This is a genomic window from Sphingomonas bacterium (assembly GCF_903642285.1).
Lineage (GTDB): Bacteria > Pseudomonadota > Alphaproteobacteria > Sphingomonadales > Sphingomonadaceae > Sphingomonas.
Map to the genome: position 1 here is coordinate 21,060 of NZ_CAHJWJ010000019.1, position 18,429 is coordinate 39,488.

The 18,429-nt window shown below is 67.3% G+C and carries 19 protein-coding genes; 5 read left to right on the plus strand and 14 right to left on the minus strand.

Annotation, left to right across the window (positions count from 1 at the left end):
• The first annotated feature begins 24 nt into the window (after positions 1 to 24).
• Together HUU99_RS10595 and HUU99_RS10600 are read left to right on the plus strand one after the other, a co-directional pair.
• Positions 25 to 330 (plus strand): hypothetical protein, encoded by a 306-nt coding sequence (locus tag HUU99_RS10595; RefSeq protein ID WP_174286549.1) that lies wholly within the window; start codon positions 25 to 27, stop codon positions 328 to 330.
• The gene (locus HUU99_RS10600; protein ID WP_174286550.1) at positions 311 to 946 is read left to right on the plus strand and encodes a PilZ domain-containing protein; all 636 of its coding nucleotides are present in this window, start codon (positions 311 to 313) and stop codon (positions 944 to 946) included. Before HUU99_RS10595 ends, HUU99_RS10600 begins: the two co-directional genes overlap by 20 nt.
• Before the next feature lie 17 nt (positions 947 to 963).
• Here the strand turns inward: HUU99_RS10600 and HUU99_RS10605 are convergent, their stop codons facing one another.
• From HUU99_RS10605 to rpmF, 5 genes are all read right to left on the minus strand, one after another.
• Positions 964 to 1,341: a MerR family transcriptional regulator gene (locus HUU99_RS10605; RefSeq protein WP_254603123.1), complete on the minus strand. Its 378-nt coding sequence runs from the start codon at positions 1,339 to 1,341 to the stop codon at positions 964 to 966.
• 8 nt (positions 1,342 to 1,349) lie between these two features.
• Positions 1,350 to 1,655 carry an integration host factor subunit alpha gene (locus tag HUU99_RS10610; RefSeq protein WP_174286594.1) on the minus strand — a complete coding sequence of 102 codons (306 nt, stop codon included), beginning with the start codon at positions 1,653 to 1,655 and terminating at the stop codon, positions 1,350 to 1,352.
• Positions 1,656 to 1,770: 115 nt separating this feature from the next.
• On the minus strand, positions 1,771 to 2,739 hold the full coding sequence (locus HUU99_RS10615; protein ID WP_302479985.1) for a beta-ketoacyl-ACP synthase III: 969 nt from the start codon (positions 2,737 to 2,739) through the stop codon (positions 1,771 to 1,773).
• A complete protein-coding gene (gene plsX, locus HUU99_RS10620) occupies positions 2,736 to 3,779 on the minus strand; it encodes a phosphate acyltransferase PlsX (RefSeq protein ID WP_174286551.1) in 1,044 nt (347 codons plus the stop codon). The genes HUU99_RS10615 and plsX overlap by 4 nt, the downstream gene beginning before the upstream one ends.
• Positions 3,780 to 3,803: 24 nt before the next feature.
• A complete protein-coding gene (gene rpmF / locus HUU99_RS10625; RefSeq protein ID WP_174286552.1) occupies positions 3,804 to 3,983 on the minus strand; it encodes a 50S ribosomal protein L32 in 180 nt (59 codons plus the stop codon).
• Between the two features lie 191 nt (positions 3,984 to 4,174).
• On the opposite strand from rpmF, the gene HUU99_RS10630 reads away from it, so the two are divergent.
• The gene (locus HUU99_RS10630) at positions 4,175 to 4,615 is read left to right on the plus strand and encodes an MAPEG family protein (protein WP_174286553.1); all 441 of its coding nucleotides are present in this window, start codon (positions 4,175 to 4,177) and stop codon (positions 4,613 to 4,615) included.
• Entirely contained in the window at positions 4,615 to 6,246 is a 1,632-nt protein-coding gene (locus HUU99_RS10635) for a M28 family metallopeptidase (protein ID WP_174286554.1), read from the plus strand. Before HUU99_RS10630 ends, HUU99_RS10635 begins: the two co-directional genes overlap by 1 nt.
• Positions 6,247 to 6,249: 3 nt before the next feature.
• Here the strand turns inward: HUU99_RS10635 and HUU99_RS10640 are convergent, their stop codons facing one another.
• Complete coding sequence (locus HUU99_RS10640; protein WP_174286555.1) at positions 6,250 to 6,918, minus strand: MBL fold metallo-hydrolase; 669 nt, start codon at positions 6,916 to 6,918, stop codon at positions 6,250 to 6,252.
• Positions 6,919 to 6,998: 80 nt separating this feature from the next.
• Between HUU99_RS10640 and HUU99_RS10645 the strand changes: the two genes are divergently transcribed.
• A complete protein-coding gene (locus tag HUU99_RS10645) occupies positions 6,999 to 8,396 on the plus strand; it encodes a phospholipase D-like domain-containing protein (RefSeq protein WP_174286556.1) in 1,398 nt (465 codons plus the stop codon).
• A 3-nt stretch (positions 8,397 to 8,399) separates the two neighbouring features.
• Here HUU99_RS10645 and HUU99_RS10650 read toward each other — a convergent pair whose 3' ends face one another.
• The 8 genes from HUU99_RS10650 to HUU99_RS10685 form a co-directional block, all read right to left on the minus strand.
• On the minus strand, positions 8,400 to 8,546 hold the full coding sequence (locus tag HUU99_RS10650; protein ID WP_174286557.1) for a hypothetical protein: 147 nt from the start codon (positions 8,544 to 8,546) through the stop codon (positions 8,400 to 8,402).
• 138 nt (positions 8,547 to 8,684) lie between these two features.
• Entirely contained in the window at positions 8,685 to 9,884 is a 1,200-nt protein-coding gene (locus HUU99_RS10655; protein WP_174286558.1) for a pyridoxal phosphate-dependent aminotransferase, read from the minus strand.
• 46 nt (positions 9,885 to 9,930) lie between these two features.
• Positions 9,931 to 11,754 (minus strand): aminodeoxychorismate synthase component I, encoded by a 1,824-nt coding sequence (pabB, locus tag HUU99_RS10660; protein WP_254603124.1) that lies wholly within the window; start codon positions 11,752 to 11,754, stop codon positions 9,931 to 9,933.
• A complete protein-coding gene (locus HUU99_RS10665; RefSeq protein WP_174286560.1) occupies positions 11,751 to 13,277 on the minus strand; it encodes a peptide chain release factor 3 in 1,527 nt (508 codons plus the stop codon). The genes pabB and HUU99_RS10665 overlap by 4 nt, the downstream gene beginning before the upstream one ends.
• Before the next feature lie 161 nt (positions 13,278 to 13,438).
• Positions 13,439 to 14,314, minus strand: a complete 876-nt coding sequence (locus tag HUU99_RS10670) for an aldose 1-epimerase family protein (protein WP_174286561.1) — start codon at positions 14,312 to 14,314, stop codon at positions 13,439 to 13,441.
• Positions 14,315 to 14,414: 100 nt separating this feature from the next.
• A complete protein-coding gene (pheT, locus tag HUU99_RS10675; protein WP_174286562.1) occupies positions 14,415 to 16,793 on the minus strand; it encodes a phenylalanine--tRNA ligase subunit beta in 2,379 nt (792 codons plus the stop codon).
• Positions 16,790 to 17,902 carry a phenylalanine--tRNA ligase subunit alpha gene (pheS, locus tag HUU99_RS10680; RefSeq protein ID WP_174286563.1) on the minus strand — a complete coding sequence of 371 codons (1,113 nt, stop codon included), beginning with the start codon at positions 17,900 to 17,902 and terminating at the stop codon, positions 16,790 to 16,792. Before pheS ends, pheT begins: the two co-directional genes overlap by 4 nt.
• A gap of 4 nt (positions 17,903 to 17,906) precedes the next feature.
• Entirely contained in the window at positions 17,907 to 18,404 is a 498-nt protein-coding gene (locus tag HUU99_RS10685) for a GNAT family N-acetyltransferase (RefSeq protein WP_174286564.1), read from the minus strand.
• Positions 18,405 to 18,429 lie beyond the last annotated feature (25 nt).

The window sequence follows — 18,429 nt, forward strand, 5'->3', positions numbered from 1 at the left end:
CGAGGATGACAGGGGGGACGAATGATGGCTATCTCGATCAATACGCACCAGATCGCGCATGTCGCAAAACCCGTCGCATTGGACGATGCGGCCAAACGGTTCGCCGATCTCGATCCGGTCGAGGCGGAAACGACGATCGATGCCTTCGTCGCGGGCGCGATCGCGGCATGGCGGCTGGACGACGCGACCTATTGGCAGCGCGTGAAATTCCGCGCGCGACTGATCCGGACGATGCGGCGAACCGAAGCGCGTACGGCGCTGTCGGAAGCGAAATATTTACCGCCCGCTGCGAAGACGAAGGGAGGAGATGATGAACCTGTCCGATCGTGAAACGCCCATCATTGCACCTGCCGCGGCTGGACCGGAACGCCGTACGGGCAAGCGCCATTCGCTGGTGCTGCTTGTCGGCAAGGTGCTGGATCCCGCGGGCGCGCACGCATGTCTGGTCCATGACGTTTCGCCGACCGGGCTGATGGCGCGGTTCATCAAATTGCCCGTCGCGGGTCAGCGGACCTGCATCGAGATACGCGGGCTGCCGCCGATCGACGCCATCGTCCGCTGGGTCGAGGGGTTCAAAGCGGGGATCGAGTTCGACACGCGTCAGGACGTGGAGTGCGTGTTCAAGGTGAAGCGCGACGACGGCCTCGTCGCCCGCGCGCCGCGTTTCCCGATCAGTGCGCCGGCCCAGCTTCGCATCGGGGCACAGCGGATCAAAGCGGAGGCGCTCGACATTTCGCCCGGTGGCACGAAGCTGACCGCGAACATCGGCGTACAGCGCGGGCAGACGGGACAGGTTCTCCTGACCGAAACCGGCACCGCGTTGTTCGGCACGATCTGTTGGGCCTATGACGGGCGCCTGGGGTTCAAATTCGTCGTTCCGATGCCGCTCGCGACCTTGTCCGCGATCCTGGCGAACCAGCAGACGCACCGCGCCGCTGCGGAATAAGGCCCTACCCCAGGACGTCAGCCGCGTTGCGAAGCCTCGTCGTCCGCCAGCGCACCGACGAGCACCGCGCGGATGGCGCGGATCTCCGCCCTATCGAAACCGACCGGCGGATCGCCGGGTAGGTTGCCCGCCTCCCCTGCCAGCAACTGCTGCACGCCGCGCACCGTATAGCCGTCGCGGTTGAGGAGCTGATCGATCCGCCGGACGAGCGCGGTATCTTCGGGCCGGTAATACCGCCGATTGCCTGCACGCTGCACCGGGCGCAACTGGAAGAACCGCGTCTCCCAATAGCGCAGGATATGCTGGGGCAGTCCGGTGTCGCGCGACACCTCGCCGATCGTCCTGAACGCCCCCGCCGCTTTTGCCGCCGCCTTGTCCGGCATGTCGCGCGGCATCGATTACGCTATCCGGCACCGACGATGCGGTCGCGCATCATCTGGCTGGCACGGAAGGTCAGCACGCGGCGCGGCGCGATCGGCACTTCGACGCCGGTCTTCGGGTTGCGCCCGACACGTTCGCCCTTGTCGCGCAGGACGAAGGTGCCGAAACCCGAAATCTTGACGTTTTCGCCACGCGAAAGTGCCGCGCACATGTCGTGAAGGATATGTTCCACGATCTTCCCCGAGTCGGTGCGCGACAGACCGACCTGACGGTGGAGCATCTCGGCCAGATCGGCGCGGGTCAGCGTCCCCACGGGCATTACACTCATATCCATCGGCAACAGCCCTCCCCGGCTCGGAAGCGCAGCGTATCACACCGACCAAAGCCGGGAAAAGGATTAAATCACCGGATGCGTAACGACAATCCCGTGGATTTTCAACGCGTCAGAAACGCACCACGGCGGCACCCCAGGTGAAGCCCCCGCCCATCGCTTCGAGGACGATGATTTGTCCCTTCCGGACACGTCCGTCGCGCACCGCTACATCGAGCGCAAGCGGGACCGATGCGGCGGAGGTGTTGGCATGGCGGTCCACGGTCACCACGACCTTCGCCGCCGGCAAGCCGAGCTTGCGCGCGGTCGCATCGAGGATCCGCGCGTTCGCCTGATGCGGTACGACCCAATCGACTGCCTCCGCGGTCAGCCCAGCGATCGCGAGCGCTTCTCCCATCACCGATGCCAGGTTGTTCACCGCGTGACGAAAGACCTCGCGGCCCTTCATCCTGAGCTTGCCGACGGTGCCCGTCGTGGACGGCCCGCCATCGACATAAAGCAGCGCGTTGTGGCGACCATCGGCATGCAGCTTGGCGGCCAGGATGCCGCGGCCTTCGCGCTCGTCGCTCTCACGCGCCTCGAGCACGATCGCACCCGCGCCGTCGCCGAACAGCACGCAGGTGGTGCGGTCTTCCCAGTCGAGGATGCGGCTGAACGTCTCCGCGCCGATAACGAGCGCACGTTTCGCCGCACCGGATCGCAGCATGCTGTCGGCGACTTGCAGGGCATAGAGAAAACCCGAACACACCGCAGCGACGTCGAACGCGACGCAATCATCGATGCCGAGCATCGTCTGCACCTTCGTTGCCGACGCGGGGAAGGTCTGGTCCGGGGTGGCGGTCGCGAGCACGATCAGGTCGATATCCTGCGCCGGAACGCCCGCCGCCGAAAGCGCGGCGCGGCAGGCATCCGCGGCGAGCGACGCGGTCGTTTCCCCGGGCCCCGCGATGTGGCGGAAGCGGATGCCGGTGCGCTCGACGATCCAGTCGTCGGTGGTGTCGACCGTGACCGCGAGTTCCGCATTGGAGACGCGCCGGACAGGCAAGGCGGAACCGGTGCCGGTAATGACCGAACGGATCACGCCGCCTGCTCCATATGACCCAGATCGTCGCCGATCCGGCGGCACAGGTCGTTGCGCACCATCTTGACCGCATTGCCGATCGCGGTGGCGACGCCGACTTCGTTTGCGCCGCCATGGCTCTTAACGACGATGCCGTTCAGCCCCAGGAAGACCGCGCCGTTGTGGTTGTTGGGATCGAGGTGATCGCGCAGCAATTCCGTGGCCGGCCGCGAGATGAGAAAACCGATCCTGGAGCGCATCGAACTGCTGAAGGCACGGCGCAGCAGATCCGCGACGAAGCGTGCCGTGCCCTCCGCAGTCTTCAGCGCGATATTGCCGGAGAACCCGTCGCAGACGATCACATCGACTTCGCCGCGCGACAGCCGATCGCCCTCGATGAAGCCTTCGAATTGCATCGGCAGATGGGTCGCGGCGCGCAGCCGTGCGGCGGCGTCGCGGATCTCGCCGGTACCCTTCTGATCCTCGCTGCCGATGTTCAGCAGCGCGACGCGCGGACAGGCGAGGTCCAGCGTGGTGCGCGCATAGGCGGCCCCCATGACCGCGAACTGCATGAGGTTGCGCGCATCGCATTCGGTGTTCGCGCCGAGATCGAGCATGACCATGTCGGTCGCGCCCAGCGTCGGCAGCAGCGCGGCCAGCGCCGGGCGATCGATACCCGGCAACATCCGGAGGCTGAGCTTTGCCATCGCCATCATCGCACCGGTGTTGCCGCTCGACACCGCCGCCGCCGCGCGGCCCTGCTTCACCAGGTCGATCGCGATCCCCATCGATGTCGTCCGGGCGCGACGGATCGCCTGGGTCGGCTTCTCGCTGGAACCGACGACTTCGGGTGCGTGGACGATCTGGGCGTGCTGCGCGAGGTTGGGATGGTTCGCCAACCCGTCGCCGATCGCGCGTTCGTCGCCGACCAACAGGAACCGCGTCCCCTCGAACCGGCGCCGCGCACGCGCGACCCCCGCCAGCATCACGGCCAGCCCGTCATCCCCGCCCATCGCATCGACCGCGATCAGCGCGCGATCGGACGGGAATTGATCGGACATGCGTTCAGGCCTCGCTTAGGTCGATCAGCCCTCGACCGAGACGATCTCGCGGCCGTTATAATGACCGCAAGAGCCGCATAGGTGGTGCGGCCGCTTCAGTTCACCGCAATTGGGGCATTCCTGAAACGAGGCGACGACCAGCGAGTCGTGACCACGGCGCATGCCGCGCTTGGAGGGCGAAGTCTTTCTTTTGGGGACGGCCATTTCGGCACCTTGTTCATCTGGACCAGGATCGACCGACCGGACCGAAACACATACGGCCGACGGCATGACCGGCGGCCGCGTGGGCTGACGGCCGGACGCATCGCGAAGCGTGGCGCTATAGCGATTCCCGCCCGCGTTGCAAGCATCGCGCGTCGGTGGCAGGGCGGTGCATAACGATAAGGGGAGCCACCATGATCTTGCCGGTAACGCTCACGATCGCCGCCGCCGCTGCGGTGATCAATCTGTGGCTCGCCTTCCGAATCGTGCCGACCCGGCTGAAGGACAAGGTGCTGGTCGGCGACAACGATGATCTCCGGCTGCGGTCGCGGATGCGTGCGCATGCCAACTTTACCGAATATGCGCCGTTCGTGCTGATCCTGATGGGACTGATCGAGTTGGCGGGCGCATCGCCTTTCTGGCTTTGGATCGCCGGAATCGCGTTCGTACTGGCGCGCGTGGCGCACGGTCTCGGCATGGACCGGACGACAACCAATATGCTGCGTGGCGGCGGCGCGGTGGCGACCTGGCTGATCCTCGCCCTGCTCGCGGGCTGGGCGATCGCGATCGCCTATCGGGCGGGGCCGGTACATATGCTCGGCACCATCGGCGTCGTGCCGGCGGCACGCGGTTGATGCGCGCCCTGCCGGCCATTGCCGCCGCCCTGCTGACGACCGCCGCGGCGGCACAGGACAAGGGGCCGATCGCGCCCGATCGTCTGTCCGCCGACGTCAAGACGCTCGCGTCCGCCGCATTCGAGGGCCGCGCGCCCGGTACCCCCGGCGAAGCGCGGACGGTCGATTGGCTGATCGGCCAATTCAAGTCGATGGGATTGGAGCCCGGTGGTCCCGGCGGCGCATGGACGCAAGCCGTGCCGCTGATCCATACTCGCACCGGTGCCGGGACGATCCGCGCGGGCGACCTGCCGCTGGTGCAGGGCCGCGACATCTATGTCGGCACCGACCGCGCGGTGGACCGCGTGGCGATCGCCGCCGCGCCGATGGTGTTCGTCGGCTACGGCGTCGACGCGCCAGAACGCGGTTGGGACGATTTCAAGGGCGTCGACCTTAAGGGCAAAATCGCGGTCTTCCTGGTCAACGATCCCGATTTCGAAGCGGCGGCGGGCGACGATTCGATCGGCAAGTTCGGCGGGCGGCGGATGACCTATTACGGCCGCTGGACGTATAAATATGAAGAGGCCGCGCGGCGCGGTGCGGTCGGTGCATTGATCGTCCACGACACGCCGGGTGCCGGCTATGGCTGGTCTACGGTGACCGCGCCCGCTGGCGAGAATTACGATATCGTCCGCGCCGACCCGACATCGGTGGTGCTGCTGCAAGGCTGGCTCCAGGGCGATGCCGCGGCGAAGCTGTTCGCGGCGTCGGGACTCGATCTCGCCAAATTGCGTACGTCGGCGCGGCGGAGCGCATTCCGCCCGGTTACCTTGAAGACGCGTCTCTCCGTGGATTTGCCCGTCACCCAGGAACATATCGAAAGCCGCAACGTGCTGGCGAAGATCACCGGTACGCGCCATCCGGGCGAAGTCGTCATGCTGGGCGCGCACTGGGACGCCTATGGGCTCGGCAAACCCGACGCACGGGGCCGGACGATGCGCCCCGGCGCGAATGACGACGGGCTTGGCGTTGCTGGGGTGCTGGAGATGGCACGTGCGTTCAAGGCCGCGCCGCAAACCGACCGCTCGGTCGTCTTCGCGCTTTGGACCGGGGAAGAACGCGGGCTGCTCGGGTCGGAAACCTATGCGGTCGCACCGGTCTATCCGGCGGCAAAGACGGTCGCAAACCTGACGCTCGACATCCTCCAGACCGCGGGGCCGTCGCATGACGTGCTGCTGGTCGGCGCGGGGCAGGATTCGATCGAGGGAATGCTGGGCGATGCGGCAACCGCGCAGGGTCGAGTGGTGACGCCCGAGGCATTGCCCCAGCGCGGTCTGTTCTACCGCGCGGACCATTTCTCGCTGGCGAAACGCGGCGTGCCGACGCTGCTGCTGATGGCGATCAGCGGTGCACCCGATCTCGTTACGGGCGGGCGTCCGGCGGGGCAGGCCTGGCTCGACGGTTACATGAAATGCTACCACCAGACCTGCGACGCCTGGGACGCTGACTGGAAACTGCGCGGCGCGGCGGACGATGTCGATCTGGTATATTCGGTCGCACGACGGCTGGCCGACGGACGCGACTGGCCGATATGGAGCGCCGGGTCGGAGTTCAAAGCTGTGCGCGACGCGACGGCGGCAGCGCGGCGTTGATTGTCAAGCCGACAGCGCGCGGTCGCTGACGAACATGTTGGTTGCGCGTTCGTGGCAGAAATTGCTGGCGGGGCCGTGGCCCGGGATGAACGCGGTCTCCGCCCCCATCGGCCATAATTTGTCGACGATCGACGCGATCAGCTGTGGATGGTTACCACGCGCAAAGTCGGTGCGGCCGACCGATCCCTGGAACAGCACGTCGCCGACGAGCGCCAGTTTCGATGGCGCATGGTGGAACACGACATGTCCAGGCGTGTGTCCCGGCGTTTCGTACACGTCGAGCACCAGATCGCCGATCGTGACGGTATCGCCCTCGACCAGCCAACGATCGGGAACGAACGGCACGCCGCGGATGCCGTATTTGGCGCCGTCTTCGGCCAGCGTATCGAGCAGCCAGCGGTCCGCCGCATGCGGTCCCTCGATCGCGACGCCGAGCATGTCCGCCAGCGGCTTCGCTTCGCCGGCATGATCGATATGCCCGTGCGTCAGCAGGACCTTCTCCACCGTCACGCCCTGCGCCGCGACCGCCGCGCGGATACGGTCGATGTCGCCGCCGGGATCCACCACCGCCGCCTTCATCGTCGCCGTGCACCAGACCACCGTGCAATTCTGCCGGAGCGGCGTGACCGGCACGATGACGGCGCGGAGCGGTGGTTGGGACGGCCTGGACATGCCTGCCAGATAGGCTGTGCAGTCCGTGTGGGCAAATCCCCCCTCGTCGGCAGCCCATCGGTCGGTCTAGGATCACGCCCGTGACTCTCCCCGACCCCCGCACCGCCTGGTATGCCGCCGAATGGATCATCCGCATCGGCGCACTCGCCGTCGTGCCGCTGCGGCGCAGCCCGGCGGCGACCGCGAGCTGGCTGTTGCTGATCTTCTTCCTGCCGGTACCGGGACTGGTGCTGTTCCTGATGATCGGGCGGCCGCATTTCCCGGTGTGGCGGCAGCAAAGGTCGAAGGCGTTGCACCCCTATTTCGCCGATATCGCCGCGCGGATCGAGGCGGATGCGCCGCCCGGCGAATGCAGCGAGATCGGTGGGTTCGCGCATCGGCTGGGTCGGCTGCCGGCGTGCGGCGGCAACATGGTCGAACTGATCGACGATTATGACGGGATGATCGACCGGCTGGTCGGCGATATCGACGGCGCGGCGGAGCGGGTCGATATCCTGGTCTACATCTTCGCCAACGACATGGTCGGACGGCGGATCGCGGCGGCGCTCGGTCGGGCGAGGAGTCGCGGCGTCGCGGTTCGCGTCATGTTCGATCCGGTCGGGTCGCATCATTGGCGGCGGGGCACGTTGAAGCTGTTGCGCGGCGTCGATGTCGATGTCCGCGAGGCGTTGCCCGTCCGGTGGCTGTGGCGGCGGACGCGGAGCGACATGCGCAACCATCGCAAGCTGTTCGTGATCGACGGGCGCGTCGGCTATGCCGGCTCGCAGAACCTGGTCGCAAAGGATTTCCGCCCGGGCGTCGTCAATCGCGAACTGGTGGCGCGGGTGACGGGCCCGGCGGTGGCGTCCTTGATGGCGGTCGTCGCCGGCGACTGGAGTCTCGAAACCGAAGACCGGCCCGACGCGGTCAAGATACCCGATGCCGTCGGTCATGCCCGCGTCCAGTTGCTGCCGAGCGGCGCGGATTATCCGCTGGAGGGATTCGAGACGTTGCTGGTCTGGCAGTTGCACCGCGCCTGCGACCGGGTGGTGCTGGTCACCCCCTATTTCATCCCCGACGAGGCGGTGCTTGCAGCGATGCGAAGCGCGGCGGCACGCGGTGTCACGGTCGATCTGATCGTATCGGCGGTCGTCGATCAGCATATCGTCCATCTGGCGCAATGTTCCTATTATGATGCGCTGCTCAGCGCCGGCATCCGCATCCACCTGTTCCGCGACTTCCTTCTGCACGCCAAGAATGTGTCCGTCGATTCGCGGCTCGGCATCGTCGGATCGAGCAACGTCGACCTCCGTTCGTTTCAGCTCAACGAGGAGGCAAGCCTGCTGCTCTACGACAGCGATACCATCGGCGGGCTGGAACGGATCCAGGAGGCTTATCTGGACGGCAGCGACTGCGTGGATCTGATGACCTGGCGTGCGCGCCCGAAGGTCCGGCGGCTGATCGAGAATATCGCCCGGATCATGAGCCCGCTGCTCTGATCCTCAACGCTGGTGATGGACGATCGCGCCGATCCGCTGCGCGAAGCCTTGCGTCGCATCGGCCGGCTGCATCGCGAACAGGCCGATCGTGCCGAGCACGAATCCGCCGGCGAACGGCAGGAAGAAATCCGGTTTGACGATGCCCCGCATATCCCACTTTCGAAAACCGCTGGTCGTCCCAGCTACGTGCCTGGCCATCGAACGGATGCGATCGTTGGACAATCGCCTATTGCGAAACACACGATTAACGCCCGCTTACGGATATCCCCTAACGCCGCGTTACGACGATCAACCGAGTGCCGCGCACGCCGACTGGATCCGGCGACCCGCCTCGGCGAGCAACTCGTCCGACGTGGCATAGCTGATCCGCATCGCCGGGCTCAGCCCGAACGCCGATCCCTGCACCGCCGCCACCTTCGCCTCATCGAGCAGATAGGCGACGAAGGCATCGTCGCTGTCGAGGATCTTGCCAGCCGGCGTCGTCTTCCCGATCAGCCCGGCGATCGACGGATAGACATAGAACGCGCCCTCCGGCGTCGGGCAATGCACGCCGGGGATCGCGTTCAGCATCCCGACGATCAGGTCGCGCCGGACCTTGAACGCGGCGTTGCGCTCGGCGAGGAAGGACTGGTCGCCGTTCAGCGCGGCGACCGCGGCGGCCTGCGCGATCGAGCAAGGATTGGACGTCGATTGCGATTGCAGCTTCGCCATCGCCGCGATCAGCCACGCCGGGCCGCCGGCATAGCCGATCCGCCAGCCGGTCATCGCATAGGCCTTGGAGCAGCCGTTCACCGTCAGCGTGCGCTCGTACAATTGCGGGCAGGCATCCGCCATCGTCGCGAACTGGAAGCCGTCATAGACGATGTGTTCGTACATATCGTCCGCGAACACCCAGACATGCGGGTGGCGGTCGAGCACCGCGCCGAGCGCCGCCATCTCGGCCTTCGTATAGGCGGCCCCCGTCGGGTTCGAGGGCGAGTTGATGACGACCCATTTGGTGCGCGGCGTGATGGCCGCCTCCAGCGCCTCGGGGGACAATTTGTAGCCGACCTCGGGCCCGCAGGGAACGACGACCGGCACACCGCCCGCGAACTGGACGACATCGGGGTAGCTGACCCAATAGGGTGCCGGGATCACGACCTCGTCGCCCGCATCCACCGTGGAGACCACCGCGTTGAACAATGTATGCTTGCCGCCGACGTTCACGCTGATCTGGTTCGTGCCATAGGCCAGGCGATTGTCGCGCGCGAATTTGTCGACGATCGCGGATTTCAGTTCGGGCGTACCGTCGACATTGGTGTATTTCGTCTTGCCGTCGCGGATCGCCTTGATCGCGGCGTCCTTCACGAAATCGGGCGTATCGAAATCGGGCTCGCCGGCACCGAGCCCGATCACGTCGACCCCGGCGCGCTTCAATTCCCCGACCCGCGTCGTGATCGCGAGCGTCGGCGAAGGGCTGATCCGGTCGAGCGCGGCGGAGGGATGCATGGCGGGCCTTTGCAAAAGCGACGCGTGCGCTATGCCGTGGTACATCCTATGGCGCAACCGCGGGCACCGCGGGCACCAGCCCCCGCAGCGCATTGCCGACGAACAGACCGCCGGGGACGAGATCGGCGCGCGTCAACGACCCCTCGACCGCACGACCGCCGACGATCAGGTCGGCGCGAAGCACGCCCGGCAGCAGGCCGTCCGCGAGCGGCGGAGTGACCAGGATGCCGTCGCCCCGGGCCACGAACAGCGAGGTGAAACTACCCTCGGTCAGACGACCGTCGGGGCGTTCGAATATCACTTCGTCGGTTGCCGCCACCCGCCTCGCAGCGTCGTAGAATCCGCGGTCGCTGGTCTTGTGCCGCAACCGGAAATCCCCCGCAGCCACGGGCAAGGGTACGACCGCGATCGTCATCGCCGCCACCGGCTCCGGCATCGCGCCGACCTGAACCACGATCGCCCCCGACCGCGCCAGCAACAGCCGAATCCGCCGCGGCGTCCGCAGACGGAAGGTCGCGGCCTGCAGTTCGTTGCGCGCCGCATGCCGGTCGAACGCGAAGCCGAACGCCGCGGCGCTCGCATCCAGCCGCGCAAGGTGGAGGTCGAGCCGCTGCAACCCGGATTGCGGATCGAACGCCATCGTCTCGATCAGGTCGAAGCCGCGGTGCGTGCCGGCGGTCAGGAACGCGCCTTTCGCCAGGCATTCATCCCATTCGTCCGCCGCGACCGAGTCCGCGACCACGCCCGATCCGAGCCCCATCGTTGCCGTGCCGTTTCGAACCGTCAGCGTCCGGATCGCAACGTTGAACATCGCGTCGCCACTCGCAGCATCGATGGCTGCGTCGATCCGGCCGATCGCGCCGCAATAGACGCCGCGTGCGCGGTCCTCGACGTCGGCGATGATCGCCATCGCGCGACTTTTCGGTGCGCCGGTGATCGATCCGCACGGAAACAACGCGGCGACCACGTCGACCGCGTCGCGGCCGGGGGCGATCGTCGCGGTGACGGTCGACGTCATCTGGTGCACGGTCGGATAATGTTCGACCGCGAACAATGCGGGCACCGCGACGCTGCCCGGCACCGCGACACGCGACAGATCGTTGCGCATCAGGTCGACGATCATCAGGTTTTCCGCCCGCTGCTTCGGGTCCGCCCCCAGCGCCGCCGCCGCGGCGGCATCCGCTGCGGGATCGGGCAGGCGTGCCGCGGTGCCCTTCATCGGCCGGCAGATGAGCCCGTCGCCGTCTAGCGCGAAGAACAGTTCGGGGGACAGCGACAGAATCACACGGTCGCCGGTGTCGATCAGCGCGCCATAACCTGCCCCCGACGCGGCACGCAGCCGCGCGAACAGCGCCGCGGGATCGCCGGCCATGGGGACGGTCGCGGCGAAGGTGAGGTTCGCCTGATAGATGTCGCCCGCTGCGATCAGACCCAGGATGCGGGCGATTTGTGCGTCATACGTTGCCCGGTCGATCGCGGGTTGTGCCGCGCCGATCCACGCGCCCGCGGGATCGGGGAGGAGCGCGGCGACATCGTCGACCGTGTCGTAGCGGTCGAACAGGCCGAACCAGAGAAGTGGCTCGTGTTCCTGCGACCGCAGGAACCCGGGATCACGAGCGTCGTCCTCGGAACCCTGGGCTCTTGCTGAGGGCACGAACGCCGCCCCAGCCTCATACGCCAGATACCCAGCCGCGTGCAGGCCGGTCTCGACGGCGGCGCGGATGCGGTCGAGCGCAGGCTGCACGTCCTCTACATCGACGGCGGTCACGACCGCCACCGGCCCCCGGTACAACCGCGCCGCCGCGCCGCCCGGCCGCGCATCGTCGAGCAGCACGTACGGCGCAGCGCCCAGCCCCCCGGCCCCGCTCACCGCTCGCGAGTCGCCGCGAAGCGGACCTTGGGGTAGCGATCGGCGACATAGCCGATCTCCCATGCGCTCTTCGCCAGGAACACCGGGTTGCCGTCGCGGTCCTTCGCCATCGCCGACCGGTTGATGTCGGTGAACGCCTTCAGGTCCGCCGGGTCACCTGCCGATACCCAGCGTGCGGTGTCGAACGGTGCCGGTTCCAGCCCGGCGGCAACCTTGTACTCCGCGTCGAGGCGGCTCAGCAGCACCTCCAGTTGCAATTGTCCGACGACGCCGATGATCCAGTTCGACCCGATCTCGGGGTAGAAGACCTGAGTCACGCCCTCCTCGGCCATGTCGTCCAGGGCTTTACGCAACTGCTTCGTCTTGGTCGGGTCCTTCAGGACGACGCGGCGCAGGATTTCGGGTGCGAAATTGGGCAGGCCGGTGAAACGCACGTCGGCGCGTTCGCTCAGCGTGTCGCCCACCCGTAGCGTGCCGTGGTTGGGGATGCCGATGATGTCGCCGGGAAACGCCTCGTCCGCCAGTTCGCGGTCTCTCGCGAAGAACAGGATCGGCGAATGTACCGCGATCGGCTTGCCGGTGCCCGACGGAATCAGCTTCATGCCGCGCTTGAAGGTTCCCGAACACAGCCGCATGAACGCGATCCGGTCGCGGTGGTTGGGGTCCATGTTCGCCTGCACCTTGAAGACGAAGCCGGTGACTTCCGTCTCGTCGGGGGACACCGGCGCTGGCTCGGCGGGCTGGGCGCGCGGTGGCGGCGCATAGTCGGCGAGCGCGCCGATCAGTTCGGCGACGCCGAAATCCTTCAGCGCGGACCCGAAATACACCGGGGTCAGGTCGCCGTTGCGATACGCCTCGACGTCGAACGCGGGATAGCCGATCTGCGCCAGCTCGACCTCTTCGGCGAAGCGTTCGGGCAGAGTCACATCGGTATCGATCTTCCCGTGGAAACCGCGGCTGTCGCTCTCGGGCCGGCTGACGCCGCCGGTGACGAGGTCGAGCACGCCCTCGAACTCGCCGCCCATCCCGATCGGCCAGCTCATGGGCGCAACGTCGAGCGCGAGCATGTCGGCGATCTCGTCGAGCAGTTCGAACACCGGCCGGCCCTCGCGGTCGACCTTGTTGACGAAGGTGATGATCGGCACGCTGCGAAGGCGGCAGACCTCGAACAATTTGCGCGTCTGCGGCTCGATGCCCTTGGCCGCGTCGATCACCATCACCGCGCTGTCGACCGCGGTCAGCGTGCGGTAGGTGTCCTCGCTGAAATCCTCGTGGCCCGGCGTGTCGAGCAGGTTGAAGGTGATGCCCTTGCGTTCGAACGTCATCACCGACGAGGTGACCGAGATACCGCGCTGCTGCTCGATCTTCATCCAGTCGGAGCGCGCACGCCGGTTCTGTCCCCGCGCCTTTACTTCCCCGGCCAAGTGGATCGCGCCGCCGAAATAGAGCAGCTTTTCGGTCAGCGTCGTCTTGCCCGCATCGGGATGCGAGATGATCGCGAAGGTGCGGCGGGGGGAGCTCATCGGGGCGGTCGATTCGGGCAAGACGGGGTCGGAAGTGGACGAACCACACGGCACGTACGCATCGGAATCGCCCCGCCGCGAAATTGGCGGCTGGTGGGCGTGGAAAGGGCGCGCGACGTCATGCCCGCGCCTTGGCAGAGATTGCGCGTGTAGGACAGATGTCAGGGTTTCAGTGTGATAGTCATGCGGATCGTGGTCGTGCCATCGGCGGGGACTTCGAACACGCCGGGCTTGGCGCGGAAGTCGCCGGTAAAGCCTTCGGGATCGGCGATGCCGTGCCAGGGTTCGATGCAGACGAAACGCGCGCCCGGCTTGGTCCAGATGCCGAGCCGCGGGGTGTCGGGGAATGCGACGTGCAGTTGCGGGCCGTTCGCCGCGCCATAGGTCACCGCCTGCGACTGCACAGGGTCCCATACCAGCGCATCGTCGACGAACAGGTCGTCGCGCAGGTGCAGGACGCGGCCCTCGAGCGGGCTGGCGCGCCGATCCGCGGCAATCAACCCTTCTGGGGCGATCTTGCGTAGCATGCCCGGCTCTTCCGCGGTGAAGGTGACGCGGTGGTCGGCGCGCGGTTCCCCGTACGGCAGCGGCCAGGCGAAGGCGGGGTGGAAGCCGAACTGCGCGGGCATCGGCGCGTCGCCGCGGTTGACGACGCGCGCCTCGACCGACAGCGTCGCGCCGTCGATCCGGAACGCGATCTCCAGCACGAAATCGAACGGGTAGCTCTTGCGGGTCTTGTCGGAGGCGGACAGCCGGAACGTCGCATGGGACGCGCCATGATCGACGACGTCGAACGTCGAATGCCGTGCGAAACCGTGCTTCGCCATCGGATACGCGGTGCCGTCCAGCCGGATGACGCCGCCATTGGTGACGCCGATGACGGGGAACAGGATCGGCGCGTGGCCGATCCAGAATTGGGGATCGGCATCGGTCATCAACGCGCGGCCGTCGGCGTCGGTCAGGTGGGTGAGTTCCGCACCGTAAGGGTTGATGGCGGCGGTGAGCTGGTCGCTGGCGATGGTGATCAGGTCGGTCATGTCGTTCCTCCAGTTCCCCCGCGAAAGCGGGGGCCCAGTGTCAAGCAATGCATCGCTCGTGGCCCTGGCCCCGCTTCGCGGGGGAACAGCGAGGCGGATTTCAACCCCGAAGCGTCGCCCCCAGTTTCCCCGCCGCCGCGACGACCCTGTCCGCCATCGCCTTAAGTTCCTCGTCGGTGAAGCTCTTCGCGCCCGGTTGCAGGACGATCTCGACGCCCATCGAGGTCTCCCCTTCCCGCGTGAAGACATCGAACACGCGCGCGCCGACGATCGCGGCCTTGTCCGCGCCGCGCACCGCTCGCACCAACACGTCCGCCGCCAACCCTTGCGGCACCACGAACGCGAAGTCGCGTCGCACCGGCTGGAGCGCGGGCGGGGTGAAGGCGGGCCGTGCGAAACCGGTGTCGCGTTTTGCGGGCAGCGCGTCGAGATACAGCTCGACCGCGGCGACGGGGCCGTCGAGGTCGAACGCCTTCGCGACCGAGGGATGCACGATCCCGAACGCCGCCAGCACCGTCTTCGGCCCGAGCCGAAGCGTGCCCGAACGGCCCGGATGCCAGGCCTCGCCCGCTTCCCCCATCACCTGCAAGTTGTCGACCGGCGCGCCCACCGCAGCGAGCAGCGCGATCGCCTCCGCCTTGGCGTCGTACGCATCGAACGGCGCAGCCTTACCCTCACGCCAGCCGCGCGGCCGCTTGTCGCCGGCCAGCACCAGGCCGAGCGTCGGACGTTCGGCGTCGGCCAGATAGCGCCGGCCGATCTCGAACAACCGCACGCTCGTCTGCCCCCGCTTCACGTTGCGCGCGGTCGCGGACAGCAGCCCGGGCAGCAGCGACGGGCGCATGACCTTCAGATCCTCGCTGATCGGATTGGCGAGCGTCCACGCCCCGCCGCCGAAGGGCTGAGCCTCCGCTTCGGACAGGAAACTCCACGTCACCGCCTCGTCGGCCCCCCGCGCCGCCGCCGCACGGCGGACGCGGCGTTCGATCTTCTGTTCGGCGGTCGCGGTCGGCTTCGCGACGCCGGGGCTGCGCGGCAAAGGGACCGCGGCGACCTTGTCGATCCCCTCGATCCGGATGACCTCCTCGACCAGGTCGGCGGCACCATCCACATCGCGCCGCCAGCTTGGGACGGTCACCTGCCAGTCGTCGCCCACATCGAAACCGAGGCTTTCGAGGATGGCGCGCTGACGATCGTGCGGGACCTTCAGCCCGCCAAGCGTCTCGGCGAGCGCGGGTTGGTAAGCCACGATACGCCCGGCGAGCGGCGGCGTGCCGCTGCGCGTGACCGCGCTCGCGGTGCCGCCGCCATGATCGAGCACGAGCTTCATCGCGATCGCCAGCCCGTCGTCGAGGAACGCGGGATCGACGCCGCGCTCGAAGCGGCTGCGCGCGTCGCTGGTCAGCGTCAGCGCCTGGCCGGTGCGTGCGATGTGATCGGGGTCGAAATACGCGCATTCGATCAGGACGTCGGTCGTATCGGCCGACACCCCCGACTGCGCCCCGCCCATGATGCCGCCGATGTCGTGCACCCCCGCATCGTCGGCGATGACGGTCATCGCGTCGGTCAGCGTGTAGGTCCGGCCGTTGAGCGCCTCGACCTGCTCCCCCGCGGCCGCCCTGCGCGCGACGAGCGAGCCCGACAGTTTGGCGCGGTCGTAGACGTGAAGCGGACGGCCGAGGTCGAACATCACGAAATTGGTGATGTCGACCAGCAGCGAGATCGGCTTCTGTCCGATCGCCCGAAGCCGCCGCGTCATCCATTCGGGCGAATCGCCGTTGGTCACGCCGCCGACGGATTGCGCGTAGAAGGCGGGACACCCGTCCGGATCGTCGGTACGCACGTCGGGGCCTGCGCCTTCGCCTGCGATCGGCGCGATCGGCGCGATCGGCCAGCGATAGGCGGTGGCGAGCGGAACGAGCGTCCCCAGCCCCGCCGCCGCCAGATCGCGCGCGATCCCGCGCACGCCCATACAGTCCTGCCGATTGGGGGTGACGCTGACGTCGATCACCGGATCGCTCAGCCCGGCGTAATCGGAGTAGGACGTGCCGACCGGCGCATCGGCGGGGAGTTCGATGATCCCGTCATGATCCTCGCCCAGTTCCAGCTCACGGGTCGAACACATCATGCCGTTCGATTCGACGCCGCGGATGCTCGCCACCTTCAGCGTCATGTCGAGGCCGGGCACATAGGCACCCGGCGCACCGAACACCCCGACCAGCCCGGCGCGGGCATTGGGCGCGCCGCAGACGACCTGGAGCGCGCCGTCGCCGGCGTCGACCGACAGGATTTGCAGCTTGTCCGCCTGCGGGTGGCGCTCGGCGCTCAGCACCTTCGCGACCCGGAACGCCGATAGCTTATCACCCGGATTTTCGACGCCTTCGACCTCCAGGCCGATGCGAGTCAGCGTATCGACGACATCGTCCAGCGATGCGTCGGTGTCGAGATGCTCTTTCAGCCAGGACAAGGTGAATTTCATGCGCCCACTCCCCCGCTCAGCGTGGGCACGTCGAGCGCGGAAAAGCCGTAATGCTTCAGCCAGCGGATATCGCCGTCGAAGAAGGCGCGCAGGTCGTCCATGCCGTATTTCAGCATCGCCAGCCGATCGATCCCGCAGCCGAACGCGAAGCCCTGCCACACGTCCGGATCGAGCCCGCACGCCGCGATCACCTTGCGGTGGACCATGCCCGACCCGAGGATCTCCAGCCAGCCGTCGGGCTGCGCACCGCCGACGACGCGCTTGCCCTTGACCAGCGTGTAGCCGACATCGATCTCGACCGAGGGCTCGGTGAAGGGGAAATAGCTCGGGCGCTGACGCAGGACGATGTCGTCGCGTTCGAAGAAGGCGCGGACGAACGTCTCCAGCGTCCATTTCAGATGGCCGAGCGTGATGCCCTTGTCGATCACCAATCCCTCGACCTGGTGGAACATCGGCGTGTGGGTCGCGTCGCTGTCGCTGCGATAGGTGCGGCCCGGCGCGATGATGCGGATCGGGGGTTTCTGGCCGAGCATCGTGCGGATCTGGACGGGGCTGGTGTGAGTGCGCAGCAGCGAGAAGGTCGTCTGCTCGTCGAAGATCCCCAGGTGCTTCGCGGCGATTCCTTCCTGAAGATAGAAGGTGTCGTGCATCGCGCGCGCCGGATGCGTCTCGGGGATGTTGAGCGCGGAGAAATTGTGCCAGTCGGTCTCGATCTCGGGCCCGGTCGCGACCGCAAATCCCAGATCGGCGAAGATTTCCGCCAGTTCGTCCATCACCTGGCTGACCGGGTGGATCGTCCCGGCGGGCGGCACATCGGCGGGCAGCGTCATGTCGAGCATCTCGCCCGCCAGCTGCGCATCGAGCGCGGCGCGTTCCAGCACCGCCTTGCGCGCGGCGATCGCCGCCGTCACCGCTTCGCGCAGGCCGTGGATCGCCGGACCCTGGATCTGGCGTTCCTCCGGCGACAGGCCGCCCATCGTCTTCAGCAATTGCGTCACGCGGCCGTGCTTGCCGAGCGCCTCGACGCGCACCGCCTCCAGCGCGTCGAGCCCCGAGGCGGCGTCGATCGCGGTCAGCAGATGCGCGCGCAGGGTATCGGTATCGGTCATCGCGTCAATTTCCTGCCGGTGCCGTAGCGCCCAGATCATGGGACCATTTGAAGATCGCGCCGTCGTCCGGATCGAACCGCGTGCCCGCACGGACGAAGCCGTTCTTCTCCAGCACGCGCTGCGACCCCGGATTGTCGGGCGCGGTTTCCGCAGTCAACCCGGCAAGCCCCTGCGCGCGCGCGATATCGATAACATGGCCCACCGCCGCGGTAGTGTGGCCGCGCCCCTCCCGCGATGCCGCGACGCCGTAGCCGACCTCGAACCGGTGGCGCCCCGCGGGTTTCGTCGCGGCGATCATGCCGACCACCTCGTCGCCTTGGGCGATCATCCACGCCAGGTCGCGGCTGGTGAATTCGGACGCCTCGGCGGCGGTATCGCGCACTAGCTGGGTTACCCAGGGCTCGCCGATCCCGCCCTGGGCGATCGTCAGCCCCTCGCGCCCCGCTTGCTCGCCCAGCAGCCAGCCGAAATCGGCGTCGGTCATGGTGAGGAGGTAGGTCATGGGGGGTTCCTATAGACCGATGCAG

What these genes read in the sequence shown, in the direction of transcription:
- HUU99_RS10595 (WP_174286549.1), top strand. Translation starts at nt 25, where the DNA reads ATGGCTATCTCGATCAATACGCACCAGATCGCGCATGTCGCAAAACCC.
- HUU99_RS10600 (WP_174286550.1), top strand. Translation starts at nt 311, where the DNA reads ATGAACCTGTCCGATCGTGAAACGCCCATCATTGCACCTGCCGCGGCT.
- HUU99_RS10605 (WP_254603123.1), bottom strand. Translation starts at nt 1,341, where the DNA reads ATGCCGCGCGACATGCCGGACAAGGCGGCGGCAAAAGCGGCGGGGGCG.
- HUU99_RS10610 (WP_174286594.1), bottom strand. Translation starts at nt 1,655, where the DNA reads ATGAGTGTAATGCCCGTGGGGACGCTGACCCGCGCCGATCTGGCCGAG.
- plsX (WP_174286551.1), bottom strand. Translation starts at nt 3,779, where the DNA reads ATGTCCGATCAATTCCCGTCCGATCGCGCGCTGATCGCGGTCGATGCG.
- rpmF (WP_174286552.1), bottom strand. Translation starts at nt 3,983, where the DNA reads ATGGCCGTCCCCAAAAGAAAGACTTCGCCCTCCAAGCGCGGCATGCGC.
- HUU99_RS10630 (WP_174286553.1), top strand. Translation starts at nt 4,175, where the DNA reads ATGATCTTGCCGGTAACGCTCACGATCGCCGCCGCCGCTGCGGTGATC.
- HUU99_RS10635 (WP_174286554.1), top strand. Translation starts at nt 4,615, where the DNA reads ATGCGCGCCCTGCCGGCCATTGCCGCCGCCCTGCTGACGACCGCCGCG.
- HUU99_RS10640 (WP_174286555.1), bottom strand. Translation starts at nt 6,918, where the DNA reads ATGTCCAGGCCGTCCCAACCACCGCTCCGCGCCGTCATCGTGCCGGTC.
- HUU99_RS10650 (WP_174286557.1), bottom strand. Translation starts at nt 8,546, where the DNA reads ATGCGGGGCATCGTCAAACCGGATTTCTTCCTGCCGTTCGCCGGCGGA.
- HUU99_RS10655 (WP_174286558.1), bottom strand. Translation starts at nt 9,884, where the DNA reads ATGCATCCCTCCGCCGCGCTCGACCGGATCAGCCCTTCGCCGACGCTC.
- HUU99_RS10665 (WP_174286560.1), bottom strand. Translation starts at nt 13,277, where the DNA reads ATGAGCTCCCCCCGCCGCACCTTCGCGATCATCTCGCATCCCGATGCG.
- HUU99_RS10670 (WP_174286561.1), bottom strand. Translation starts at nt 14,314, where the DNA reads ATGACCGACCTGATCACCATCGCCAGCGACCAGCTCACCGCCGCCATC.
- pheT (WP_174286562.1), bottom strand. Translation starts at nt 16,793, where the DNA reads ATGAAATTCACCTTGTCCTGGCTGAAAGAGCATCTCGACACCGACGCA.
- pheS (WP_174286563.1), bottom strand. Translation starts at nt 17,902, where the DNA reads ATGACCGATACCGATACCCTGCGCGCGCATCTGCTGACCGCGATCGAC.
- HUU99_RS10685 (WP_174286564.1), bottom strand. Translation starts at nt 18,404, where the DNA reads ATGACCTACCTCCTCACCATGACCGACGCCGATTTCGGCTGGCTGCTG.